This is a genomic window from Agromyces sp. P1_H4, assembly GCF_056405255.1.
The window spans coordinates 1-11531 of record NZ_JBFUCL010000088.1; the positions used below are offsets into that span (position 1 = coordinate 1).

The 11531-nt window shown below is 72.5% G+C and carries 11 protein-coding genes; all 11 read right to left on the bottom strand.

Annotated features, from left to right (window positions below):
• Positions 1–83 precede the first annotated feature (83 nt).
• On the bottom strand, positions 84–1298 hold the full coding sequence (locus AC1DY2_RS07715) for an acetyl-CoA C-acetyltransferase (RefSeq protein WP_476761884.1): 1215 nt from the start codon (positions 1296–1298) through the stop codon (positions 84–86).
• Complete coding sequence (locus AC1DY2_RS07720) at positions 1298–1951, bottom strand: CoA transferase subunit B (RefSeq protein ID WP_476761885.1); 654 nt, start codon at positions 1949–1951, stop codon at positions 1298–1300. The genes AC1DY2_RS07715 and AC1DY2_RS07720 overlap by 1 nt, the downstream gene beginning before the upstream one ends.
• The gene (locus tag AC1DY2_RS07725; protein WP_476761886.1) at positions 1951–2766 is read right to left on the bottom strand and encodes a CoA transferase subunit A; all 816 of its coding nucleotides are present in this window, start codon (positions 2764–2766) and stop codon (positions 1951–1953) included. The genes AC1DY2_RS07720 and AC1DY2_RS07725 overlap by 1 nt, the downstream gene beginning before the upstream one ends.
• 13 nt (positions 2767–2779) lie before the next feature.
• Positions 2780–3991 (bottom strand): bifunctional 3-oxoadipate enol-lactonase/4-carboxymuconolactone decarboxylase PcaDC, encoded by a 1212-nt coding sequence (gene pcaDC, locus AC1DY2_RS07730; protein WP_476761887.1) that lies wholly within the window; start codon positions 3989–3991, stop codon positions 2780–2782.
• Complete coding sequence (locus AC1DY2_RS07735) at positions 3988–5169, bottom strand: lyase family protein (protein WP_476761888.1); 1182 nt, start codon at positions 5167–5169, stop codon at positions 3988–3990. Before AC1DY2_RS07735 ends, pcaDC begins: the two co-directional genes overlap by 4 nt.
• Before the next feature lie 13 nt (positions 5170–5182).
• Entirely contained in the window at positions 5183–5821 is a 639-nt protein-coding gene (gene pcaG, locus AC1DY2_RS07740; RefSeq protein WP_476761889.1) for a protocatechuate 3,4-dioxygenase subunit alpha, read from the bottom strand.
• A complete protein-coding gene (gene pcaH / locus AC1DY2_RS07745) occupies positions 5814–6611 on the bottom strand; it encodes a protocatechuate 3,4-dioxygenase subunit beta (protein WP_476761890.1) in 798 nt (265 codons plus the stop codon). Before pcaH ends, pcaG begins: the two co-directional genes overlap by 8 nt.
• A gap of 2 nt (positions 6612–6613) precedes the next feature.
• Positions 6614–7807, bottom strand: coding sequence for a 4-hydroxybenzoate 3-monooxygenase (locus AC1DY2_RS07750; RefSeq protein WP_476761891.1), 1194 nt, complete (start codon positions 7805–7807; stop codon positions 6614–6616).
• Positions 7808–7900: 93 nt separating this feature from the next.
• Positions 7901–8665, bottom strand: coding sequence for an IclR family transcriptional regulator (locus AC1DY2_RS07755; protein WP_476761892.1), 765 nt, complete (start codon positions 8663–8665; stop codon positions 7901–7903).
• A 39-nt stretch (positions 8666–8704) separates the two neighbouring features.
• Positions 8705–10513: a phospholipase D-like domain-containing protein gene (locus AC1DY2_RS07760; protein WP_476761893.1), complete on the bottom strand. Its 1809-nt coding sequence runs from the start codon at positions 10511–10513 to the stop codon at positions 8705–8707.
• Between the two features lie 16 nt (positions 10514–10529).
• Positions 10530–11531 (bottom strand): glucose-6-phosphate dehydrogenase (locus AC1DY2_RS07765; protein ID WP_476761894.1); only part of this gene is annotated, 1002 nt, incomplete at its 5' end.

Consider the following 11531-nt stretch of genomic DNA (forward strand, 5'->3'; position numbering starts at 1 on the left):
CGCGGAGGTCGATTCGCGTCACCTCGAGGGTGCGGGCGGCGAGGACGGACGGCGGGCGTCGCCCAGCGGAGAGCTGCGATGCGTCAGGCCCGGGCGAACACGGCCGCGAGCGCCTGACCGCCGCCGATGCACATCGTCTCGAGGGCGAGGTCGCCGTCGAGGGCGGGCAGCTCGTGGGCGAGCGTCGCGAGCATGCGGATGCCGGTGGCGCCGATCGGATGGCCGATCGAGATGCCGCTCCCCCGCGGGTTCAGCCGCGGGTCCTCGGCGTCGAGGCCCCAGTCAGCGAGGCAGGCGAGCACCTGCACGGCGAACGCCTCGTTGAGCTCGATGAGGTCGAGATCGGCGAAGCGGATGCCGGCGCGCTGGAGCGCGAGGTTCGCCGCGGGCACGGGCGCCACGCCGAAGCGCAGCGGGTCGTTGCCGGCCACCGCCCACGACACGAGCCGGAGCATCGGGGTCAGCCCGAGTTCGCGAGCGCGAGCAGGCGTCGTCACGATGCACGCGGCCGCCGCATCGTTCTGGCCGCTCGAGTTGCCGGCGGTGACCGTCGCGTCGGGATCGGTGCGCCCCAGGATCGGCCTGAGGCCGGCCAGCGCCTCGAGGGTCGTGTCGGCGCGCGGGTGCTCGTCGCGGTCGACGACGACGCTCCCCCGCCGCCCGGCCACCTCGATGGGCACGAGCTCGGCGTCGAACGCCCCCGACTCCTGGGCGGCGACCGCCCGCTGGTGCGAGCGCAGCGCGAACGCGTCCTGCGCCTCGCGGGAGATGCCGTAGTCGGCGCGCAGCAGCTCGGCCGAGCCGACGTTGCCGTCGGGCGTCGGGAACCGCCGTCCGCCCACCGTCTCGCGTCCGCGCGACAGGGCGTCGTGCAGAAAGAGCCCGGCGCCGGTCACGCCACGGCGGCCCTCGACGGTGTAGAGCGGCGCGTTCGACATCGACTCGACCCCGAGCGCGACGACGGCCTCGCTGATGCCGGTCTGCACCTCCATCGCGGCGTTGAGCACGGCCTGCAGGCCCGAGCCGCAGCGACGGTCGAGCTGGTATCCGGTCGTCTCGACGGGGAAGCCGGCGTCGAGTGCGGCGACCCGGCCGATCGCCGGGGCCTCCATGGTCGGGTAGCCCTGTGCGGCAATCACGCCATCGATCGCCGCCGGATCGAGGCCGGTCCGCTCGAGCAGTGCCGTGAGCACCGTCGTCGCGAGCTCGAGTGCCGGCACGGTCGCGAGGGCGCCGCCCATCCGGCCGACGGGGGTGCGCAGCGGCGCGCACACGACGGCCTCGCGCAGCTCGGCCATCAGGCGGCCGCGCCGAGCGTCGGCGACACAATGAACGGCGCGCCCGTGGCATCCGTCACCTGATCGATCGTCACGCCGGGGGCCAGCTCGACGAGCACGAGCCCGTCGGCCGTCACGTCGAGCACGGCGAGGTCGGTGATGATGCGGTCGACGCAGGCCTTGCCGGTGAGCGGCAACGTGCACTGCTCGACGATCTTCGCCGAGCCGTCCTTCGCGACGTGCTCCATGACGACGATGACGTGCTCGGCCCCGTTCACGAGGTCCATCGCGCCGCCCATGCCCTTCACCATCTTGCCGGGCACCGCCCAGTTGGCGATGTCGCCGTGCATCGAGACCTGCATGGCCCCGAGCACTGCCGTCGTGATGCGTCCGCCGCGGATCATGCCGAAGCTCGCCGCCGAGTCGAAGTACGCCGCGCCGGGCAGTACCGTCACGGTCTCCTTGCCGGCGTTGATGAGCTTCGGATCCTCCTCCCCCTCCCACGGGTAGGGGCCGACGCCGAGGATGCCGTTCTCGGAGTGCAGCACCACCTCGACGCCCTCGGGCAGGTGGTTCGGGATGAGCGTGGGCAGGCCGATGCCGAGGTTCACGTAGGTGCCGTCCTCGAGCTCGCGGGCGGCGCGGGCGGCCATCTCGTCGCGGGTCAGCGGCATCAGCGGGCCTCCTCGGCCTGGTCGGTGGCGGTTCCGGATGCCGCGGGCCGGGGCCGCACGGTGACCTTCTCGATCGGCAGGTCGGCCGACTGCTCCGCCGTCAGCACGATCACCCGGTCGACGTAGATGCCCGGCAGGTGGATGTCGTCGGGGCCGAGCACGCCCGGCTCGACGAGCTCGTCGACCTCGGCGATCGTGATGCGGCCCGCCATGCCGGCGAGCGGGTTGAAGTTGCGGGTCGACTTCTCGAACCGCAGATTGCCGTGCCGGTCGCCGACGGCGGCGCGCACGAGCCCGTAGTCGGCCCGGATGGCCTGCTCGAGCACGTACTCGCGAGGGGCGCCGAACGTGTCGAACGGGCGCAGCTCCTTCGGCGCGCTGGTGAGCGCGACGCTGCCGTCGGGGGCGTAGCGCAGCGGCATCCCGCCCTCGGACACCGCGGTGCCGGCGCCCGTCGCCGTGTAGAACGCCGGGATGCCGACGCCACCGGCACGCAGGCGCTCGGCCAGCGTGCCCTGCGGGGTCAGCTCGACCTCGACCTCGCCCGAGAGGTACTGCCGGGCGAACTCCTTGTTCTCGCCGATGTAGCTGGCGATGACCTTGCGGATGCGTCCGGCGGCGAGCAGTTCGCCGAGCCCCCATCCGTCGACGCCGCAGTTGTTCGAGACGACCTCGAGGTCGCCCACGCCGCGGGCGAGCAGCGCGCGGATGATCGTGATCGGCACGCCCGACAGGCCGAAGCCGCCGACGGCGAGCGATGCGCCCGAGGGGATGTCGGCGACGGCCTCGTCGGCGGTCGCGAAGGTCTTGTCCATGGATGCTCCGGGCTCAGTCGTTCGTCTCGCGGGTGGTCGTGGCGTCCTGCTCGGCGAACACGTCGCGCATGATCGCGAGCGCCTCGTTCGACGCGGGCAGCCCGGCGTAGAGCGCGGTGTGCAGCAGCACCTCCGCGATCTCGTCGCGCGTGAGGCCGTTGCGCAGCGCGGCTCGCACGTGCATCGCGATCTCGGTGGCGTGTCCGCCGGTCGTGAGGCTGGCCAGCGTGGCGATCGACCGCTCGCGACGCGAGAGCCCGGGCCGCGCCCAGATGTCGCCCCAGGCGGTGCGGGTGGCGAAGTCCTGGAACGCCGCCGTCTCGGGGGTGGTGCCCGCGATGGCGCGGTCGACGTGCGCGTCGCCGAGCACCCCACGACGCACGCGCATGCCGCGTTCACGGGCGACGGATGCCGCGTCCACCCGCTCGACGGCGTCGAGATGCTCGGCGATGAGCTCGGCGGCGCTCGCGGGCTCCTCGAGCACGGCGAGGTGCGACGCGCCGTCGAGGGCGACATGCCGCGCGCCGGGGATGTCGTCGGCGAGGTCCTGCATCGAGGCCGGGGTCGTCACGGTGTCGTGCTCGCCGCTGATCGCGAGGGTGGGCGCGGCGAGCGCCCCGAGGTCGCCGGTGCGGTCGAAACCGGCGAGCGCGTCGGTGCAGCACGCGTACGACTCGTCGTCGATGTCGACGAGCGCGGCGAGGGCGCGCGCGCCCGAGCCGCCGGCGTCGCGGTCGAGGAATCCCGGCGCGAACCAGCGAGCGGCGCTCCCGGTGACGAGCGAGGCGGTGCCGCTCGCCCGCACGGATGCCGCGCGCTCGGCCCAGCCGTCAGGTGTGCCGATGCGCGCGCCGCTGCAGCTGAGGACGAGGCCCAGGATCCGGTCGGGGTGGGCCACCGCGAGCTCGAGCGCAGCCGCGCCGCCGAGCGAGACGCCCGCGACGTGGAACGAACCGCCGCCCGCCTCGTCGACGACGGCGAGCACCCCCTCCGCGAGCTCGGCGATCGTGAAGGGCTCGGCCGCGGCCGGGCTCGCGCCGTGGCCGGGCAGGTCGATGCGCAGGATGCGGAGGCCCGCGGTGCGCGGGTCGGCGCGGAGTGCGTCGACGACGCCGTCCCACAGCGCGGTCGTCGTGCCGAGGGATGGCAGCAGCACGAGCAGCGGATTCGTGGTCGCCGGAGCGGCGCCGGGAGCGAAGGACCCCAGCAGGCGGGGAACGGTCATGGGCGGGTGCCCCCTTCGGCGAGTGTGGTGAAGCGTGCCACGGCGTGGTCGACGATGCGGTCGGATGCCGCGGCGAGCACGTCGCGATCGGGGCGCTCGCCTGCCGCGCCCGCCGCCGCGAGGATCGCCGCCGCCTGGTCGCGATCGAACTCGAGCCCGGCGACGAGGCGGGATGCCGAGGCCGAGGCCGAACGGGCGAGCCGCGCGAGCCGGCGGAGCGACGTCCACTCGGCATGCCATCGCCCGGCGGATCGCTCGTCGCCGGCGATCGCCGCGCTCGCGACGACCTGGAGCAGGGCGGGCGCCTCGACGGCCGCCGCCGTGATCGCGACCGCGTCGACCGGGTTGCGCTTGTGCGGCATGGCCGACGAGCCGCCGCCGCCCGCGAGGCGCACCTCGCCGAACTCCTCGCGCGAGAGCAGGATCACGTCGCCCGCGATGCGGCCCAGCGCGGCGACGACCGTGGCGGCCGCCGCGGCGACCCCGAGCACGGGCGTCCGCTCGGTGTGCCAGGCACGACCGGGATCGGTGAGGCCCAGCCTGACGGCGAGTTCGCCGCGCACCTCGTCGGCGGCCCCCGCGCGCCCGGCCGCGGCATCCGCTGCGGTGCCGGTGCCCACCGCACCCCCGAACTGGACTGGGAAGCCCGCGCCGTCGATCGCGGCGATCGCCGAGCTGACGCCGTCGAGCCAGCCCGCCGCGAGCACCCCCAGCGTGCTCGCCTCGGCGTGGCGCGCGAGCGAGCGAGCGATGCGGGGGCTCTGCCGCTCGGCGTCGGCGAGCACGGCGAGCGTGCGGCCGGACTCGACGAGCGAACCGCGTGCGGCGGCGAGCGCATCACGCGAGACGAGCATGAGGGCGGTGTCGACGATGTCCTGGCTGGTCGCCCCGAGGTGCAGGCGGTCGGCGGTGAGCCCCGCGTCCTCGAGCTGCGCCCGGAGCGCGGGAACGAGGGCGACCACGGGCACCGCGTCGCGCGCCACGCCGTCGCGGAGGGCCGCACGATCGAGCGCGGCCGCGTCGAGCCGGTCGGCCTGCGGATCGAGGAACTCGTCGAGCACGCTCCCCCACGCGCGCAGCAGCGCGCGCTCGACGTCGACCATCGCGGCGAGCACCGCGTCGTCGTCGGTGGCCGTCGCGTCGGCGGCGCCCGGATCGATGAGTCCCCAGTCGGTCATGCCACCATCCTCGTCAGACCTCGGTGCCGTAGTCGAGGAACACGGTCTCGCCGTCGCCCTGCAGGCGCACGTCGAAGCGGTAGGAGCCCGGCGCGTCCACCACTGCCACGAGCGTGTCGCGGCGGCTCGCGTCGACGCGGGTGAGTAGCGGGTCGACCTCGTTCGCCTCCGGCTCGTCGCCGAAGTACGCCCGCGTGAAGAGGTGGTGCAGCACGCCGCGGGCGAACACCGCCACGAGCAGGTAGGGCGCCGAGCCGTCGCGCGTCGCCCCGGGCTTGATCGTGGTGAACGAGTAGTGCCCGTCGCGGTCGACCGCGGCACGGCCGAAGCCGGCGAAGCCGTGCTGGTCGCGGTCGAACGCGCCGCGTTCGGTCGACGGGCGGCCCGCGGCATCCGCGCCCCAGATCTCGATGACGGCGTCGGGCACGGAGTCGCCGGCACCGTCGAACACGGTGCCGTGCAGGCGGATCGCGTCGGGCTGCCACGCCGCCCGCACGTCGGAGCCGCCGTCGTACGGGAGCGCGTAGCCGAAGAACGGGCCGACGGTCTGCGACGGCGTCTGGCCGAGCGATCCCCGGTGCCCGTCGGGGTGCTGCTCGGCGCCCGGCAGGTCGGTCGCGTCGAACGCCTCGGGCGAGGTGCGGTCAGGCATGGTCGGCGTCCTCCGGCTCCATCCAGGTCGACTTCGGGCCGGTGAGCACGACGTCCCAGCGGTAGCCGAGCGCCCACTCGGGCTCGGTCACGTCGTGGTCGTAGCGGGCCACGAGCCGCTCACGGGCCGCGGGGTCGACGATCGACTGGTAGATCGGGTCGAGCGCGAAGAGCGGGTCGCCCGGGAAGTACATCTGGGTGATGAGCCGCTGCGTGAACGCGGTGCCGAAGAACGAGAAGTGGATGTGCGCCGGCCGCCAGGCGTTGCGGTGGTTCTTCCACGGGTACGCGCCCGGCTTGATCGTCGTGAGGCGGTAGGAGCCGTCGTCGCCCGTGATCACCCGGCCGACGCCCGTGAAGTTCGGGTCGAGCGGGGCCGGATGCTGGTCGCGCTTGTGCACGTAGCGGCCCGAGGCGTTCGCCTGCCAGATCTCGATGAGCTGGTTCCGCACCGGCCGGCCGTCGCCGTCGAGCACTCGCCCGGTCACGATGATCCGCTCGCCGAGCGGCTCGCCGCGATGCTGGATGGTGAGGTCGCCCTCCTCGGCCGACACGTCGGTGTGCCCGAACGCGGGCGACACGAGCTCGATCTCCTCGGGGTCGGCGCGCACGAGCTCATGGGTGGGATGCCGCAGCGTCGTCGAGCGGTAGGGCGCGAAGTCGCGGCGCGGATGGGCGGCGAGCGGCGTGCCGGCGGATGCCGCGGCGTCGCGCTCGTGGCGGTGGCGCTCGGTGATCTCGTCGCCGATGGCCTGCTGGGTCAGCTCGGGCTGGGGAACGGGTCGGTGCATGCTCACTCCGTGGTGAAGGGAAGGCCGGCGTACTGCTCGGCGAGGCTCTGGGAGGCGGCGCGGGAGCCGGTGACGTACTCGAGCTGGCCGACCTGGCTGCGGTACCGGAAGGCGCGCGCCGAGGCATCCGGAACCTCGTGGTGCACGTGCAGCATCTCGGTCATCCACTGCGAGAAGTGCTGCACCTTCCACTGGCGCGCGAGGGCGCGGTCGCTGTAGCGGGCGAGCCCCGTGTCGTCGCCGGCGCGCTGGTCGAGGATGGCGCGGGCGAGCAGGGCCACGTCGGCGATCGCCGAGTTGAGGCCCTTCGCGCCGGTCGGCGGCACGATGTGGCCCGCGTCGCCCGCGAGGAACATGCGGCCGTGCTGCATGGTCGACACGACGAAGCTCCGCATCGGGGTGATCGACTTCTCGGTGATCGGCCCTTCCTTCAGCTGCCAGCCGTCGACGCCGAGGCGTTGCTGCAGGGCGTCCCAGATGCGGGCGTCGCTCCAGTCGTCGATCGACTCGTCGGGCGCCACCTGCAGGTAGAGGCGCGAGACCTCGAGCGAGCGCATCGAGTGCATGCCGAAGCCGTCGCGGTGCAGGGCGTAGATGAGGTCGTCGGTCGACGGCGGCACGTCGGCGAGGATGCCGAGCCAGCCGAACGGGTACGAGCGCTCGAAGACCTCGAGTCCGCCGACGGGGATGCTCCGGCGGCAGACGCCGTGGTAGCCATCGGCGCCGACGACGTAGTCGCACTCGAGCTCCTCGGTCACGCCGTCCTTCGTGTAGATGACGGTGGGCCGCGCTCCGGTCACGCCCACGGGTTCGACATCGGATGCCTCGAAGACGACGTTCGAACCGAGCCGGTCGTGCTCGGCGAGGAGGTGCTTCACCAGCGCCTGCTGGCCGTAGACCGTGACGGTGCGCCCGACGAGGTCGACGAAGTCGACGTGGTGCCGCTGTCCCTCGAACTGCAGGTAGATGCCGTGGTGCGTGAGGCCGCGCTCACGGAGATCGGCGTCGAGGCCGTGCTCGGCGAGGAGGTCGACCGACCCCTGCTCGAGCACGCCGGCGCGGATGCGACCGAGCACGTGCTCGCGCGTCTGGGCCTCGAGGATGACGAACGGCACGTCGGCCTGCGCCAGGAGGTGGCCCAGCAGCAGGCCGGCCGGGCCTGCGCCGATGATGGCCACGGAGGTGGACGTTCGCACTGGATGCCTCTCACGTCGTCGGGAAGAACATGACGAGCATGGATCGCGCCCGAGGCATCCGCATCGCGACTTCCACTCAGTGGAAGAAGTCGCTCACTCGCCCTGCGGCCGGTAGCCGAGCGCCGACGAGATGCCGCGCGCCGCCATGCGCACGCCGAGCGCGAACTGCGGCTCCCGGAGTCGCTCGACATGCGCGATGATCGACACCGCCGCGACGACCTCGCCGGTCGCATCCCGCACGGGCGCCGCCACCGAGAACGCGCCCTCGGTGAGCTCCTCGATCGACGTCGAGAGACCGAACGACCGGATCTCCGCCATGCGCCGTCGCAGCTCCCGCTCCTCGGTGAGGGTGTTCGGCATGAACTTGCGCCGATCCGACGCGAGCAGCTCGTCGAAGACCTCAGTGGGCGCGTGGGCCAGCAGCACGAGGCCCACGCCCGTGGCGTGCAACGGGAGTCGCGAACCGACGTCGGAGATCGCCGACACCGCACCCGGGCCCGACAGGCGCTCGAGGTAGATCGCGCCGAGTCCGTCGCGCACGGCCAGGTGCACGTGCTCGGTCGTCGCCTCGAGCAGGTCCTCGAGGTAGGGCATCGCGATGCGCCGCAACCGCATGGCCGTCGGCTGGCGCACGCCGAGCCGCCAGACCCGCATGCCCACCCGGTAGCGCCCGTCGTCGCCGCGCACGAGGCCCCCCCACGCCACCCACTCGCCCACCAGGCGATGCGCGGTCGAGAGCGGAAGGTTCGCACGGCCCGCGATCTCGCTCAGCGAGAGGTCCTCCCGGCCCTGGAACGCGTCGCCGATGGCGAAGAGCTTCTCGGCGACCGAGCGGCCGTCGGCGGCACGACCCGACATGCGCCAACTCTACTGAGCGGCGCCGTCAGCCCGACGCCGTCAGATCGCCATCCGCACGTACTGGTCGACGCGCTTCGACCGGAGGTCGCCGGGCTGGTAGTCCTGCTGCCAGTCGGTGTTCTCCCACAGGTCCTGGTAGTCGTGGGGCGCCGGTTGCCCGGGCTTCGGCTTCCGGTGCGAGGTCGCCTCGACGACGGAACGGTACTGGTAATGCCCCCAGAGCCGGTTGAACTCGGTGAAGTAGATGTCGGCCACCCGCCGGTCGCCACGGATGAGCAGCATGTTCTCGTCGTTCTCGATCGTCGACGCGGAGCTGAAGTTCGCCGACCCCGTCACGACGATGGGGTCGGGGCCGAGCGGGTCGTGGAGGATGAACTTCAGGTGGATGTAGGTGACGTGCAGGTTGAGCTTGATCGCCGAGTTGTTCGTCTCGGCAACCCAGCGTCCGAGCGTCGTGTGCAGCTCCGAGCCCTGCGCCTTGTAGGTGTTGTTCCGCGAGTTGAGCCGCACCACGGGGCCGGGGTTCGCCTTCGTCGGCCGCGGGTCGTCCTTCTCCTCGAGGAGGAGGAAGCACAGCGGGCCATCGACGCCGTTGGCGCTGATCGCCCGTCGGAAGTCCTGGGGGATGCCGAACGCGAACGTGCCGCACGAGAGACGCCTCGCCTTCGTGAGGAGCCGGACGTAGAGGTCGAGGGGAGCCGTGTCGCCCCGCGGGCTGAAGAGCGGAGTCGTCCCCTGCGGAATCGCGGCGATCGAGGTCGGCGTCGGGGTCAGTGCGCCGACCTCCTGCAGGAATGCGGCGTTGATCGGGTCCGTCCTGGCATCGGTCGCGGCGCCAGGGTCCTGCGCGAGGATCGACCAGTACGCCAGGAACTGCGCGGCCACCGTCGCGTCGCGCACCTGGTGCCCGACGTTCGCCTGCCCGTAGATCCCGCCGTCGGTCAGGTTCGTGGAGCCGGTCCACACGGCGACGGGCGCGCGTGCCGCGCCGCGGAGCAGCACCATGAACTTGTTGTGCTGGATGTCGTCGCGCCGCGCCACCCGAGGGATGATCGCCTCGTCGGGCAGGCCGGCGGCCTCGATCGCCTTCAGGTTCTCGACGCGCGGGTTGCTCGGCTCGAACTTCGGCGTCTTCAGCCCGTTCTTCGGGGTGGGCTGGATCGTGCGCTCGTTGACCTTGAGGTCGACGATCACCCGCACGTCGACGCCGCGGTCGATCGCGTCCTTCAGCGCGGCCAGCACCGACGGGAAGCGGAACTCGTAGAAGCATCCGCGGATCGCATCGCCCGGCTCCGCCGACGCGATGAAGCCGATGATCGCCTCATCGAGGTCGCGGCTCAGCCAGGCGAGCGCCTCGGCGCGCTTCTCGGGCGTCGGCTGCCGGTCGGGCGGCAGGTTGCCGAACCGGTTGGCATAGAACTGGCTCGAGGTGACCCCGCGATTGAAGACGATGTCATGGTCGCCGGCGCGGAGCGGCTCGGTGTCGACCGAGACCGTCACCGGCGGCGCGCTGCGGTCGAGCGCCGACGGCGTGCCCTTCAGCGGGTGGAAGACGTAGTCGTACGCGTGGCCTGGCTCGGCGACGAAGTCGTCCCAGACGAGGCTCTGGATCGGATGGTCGTACGTCGACACCTTCGTCGCGGGCGTCGGATTCGGCACGACCGAGCGGAACACCTTGTAGCCGTCGACCCAGTGACGGGCGCCGGTCGCCCGGTCGACGCGTTCGATCGCGAATCCGAGGAGCCCCTTCCGGGCGGTGGCGGTGGCGCGGATGCCGAACGAGACCGTGTTCGTGCCCGCCACGGCGAACACCTGCACGCCCTTGACCGTCTCGGACTTGACTCGCATGGTCGCCGCCTCCCACTCAGACCCAGGGGTCGCGCCAGCCGCCGTGGTCGGCGACGAGCGCGTCGGCCTCCGCCGGCCCCCACGATCCGGGCGCGTACGGATGCACCGGCGACGGCGCGTCGAGCAGCGGCTGCATGATGCGCCACGCCTCCTCGACGGTGTCCTGGCGGTTGAACCGCGGGCGCACGCCCCGGATGGCGGCGAGCAGCAGCACTTCGTAGGGCGTCGGCCCCTCGCCGCCCTCGGTCGCGAACTCCATGTCGAGGTGGATCGAGCTCGGCTTCGGGGCATCCGCCCGCTGCGCGTTGAGCACGAGCCGCAGCCCGGTCGACGGATCGAGCCGCATCACGAGCTGGTCGGTGGTGCTTGCGCCGTCGCGCAGCCCGAACCCGAGGTTGGGCGACGGCTTGAACACGAGCCGCACCTCGGTGGCGGTCACCGGGAGCAGCTTGCCCGTGCGGATGAAGAATGGCACACCCGCCCACCGCCAGTTCTCGATGCCGAGCTCGAGGGCGATGAAGGTCTCGGTCGTCGAGCCCGCCGCGACACCCGGGATGTCCAGGTAGCCGTCGAACTGGCCGCGCACCGCCCGGCCGGGGTCGGCGCTCGACACCGACTTGAAGAGCGACGTCTGCATGTCCTTGATGGTCTCCGTGTCGCCGCGGGCGGGCGCCTCCATCGCGACGGCGGCGAGGACCTGCAGGAGGTGGTTCACCACGACGTCGCGGAGCGCCCCGACCGGGTCGTAGAAGTGGCCGCGATCGGCGACGCCGAAGTCCTCGGCCATCGTGATGTGCACGCTGTCGACGTAGTTGCGGTTCCACACCGGCTCGAGCATCGTGTTCCCGAACCGCAGGTAGAGGATCTCCTCGAGGCCCATCTTCCCGAGGTAGTGGTCGATGCGGAACAACCTCGACTCGTCGACGTACCGGTGCAGCTCCTCGGCGAGCGCCCGCGCCGACGCGAGGTCGTGCCCGAACGGCTTCTCGACGACGACGCGGCCGTGCTCGGTGAGGCC

Excerpts from the sequence above, each read along its gene's own strand:
- AC1DY2_RS07760 (WP_476761893.1), bottom strand. The coding sequence starts at position 10,513 with ATGCGAGTCAAGTCCGAGACGGTCAAGGGCGTGCAGGTGTTCGCCGTG.
- AC1DY2_RS07755 (WP_476761892.1), bottom strand. The coding sequence starts at position 8,665 with ATGTCGGGTCGTGCCGCCGACGGCCGCTCGGTCGCCGAGAAGCTCTTC.
- pcaDC (WP_476761887.1), bottom strand. The coding sequence starts at position 3,991 with ATGACCGTTCCCCGCCTGCTGGGGTCCTTCGCTCCCGGCGCCGCTCCG.
- AC1DY2_RS07715 (WP_476761884.1), bottom strand. The coding sequence starts at position 1,298 with ATGGCCGAGCTGCGCGAGGCCGTCGTGTGCGCGCCGCTGCGCACCCCC.
- AC1DY2_RS07735 (WP_476761888.1), bottom strand. The coding sequence starts at position 5,169 with ATGACCGACTGGGGACTCATCGATCCGGGCGCCGCCGACGCGACGGCC.
- pcaH (WP_476761890.1), bottom strand. The coding sequence starts at position 6,611 with ATGCACCGACCCGTTCCCCAGCCCGAGCTGACCCAGCAGGCCATCGGC.
- pcaG (WP_476761889.1), bottom strand. The coding sequence starts at position 5,821 with ATGCCTGACCGCACCTCGCCCGAGGCGTTCGACGCGACCGACCTGCCG.
- AC1DY2_RS07720 (WP_476761885.1), bottom strand. The coding sequence starts at position 1,951 with ATGCCGCTGACCCGCGACGAGATGGCCGCCCGCGCCGCCCGCGAGCTC.
- AC1DY2_RS07725 (WP_476761886.1), bottom strand. The coding sequence starts at position 2,766 with ATGGACAAGACCTTCGCGACCGCCGACGAGGCCGTCGCCGACATCCCC.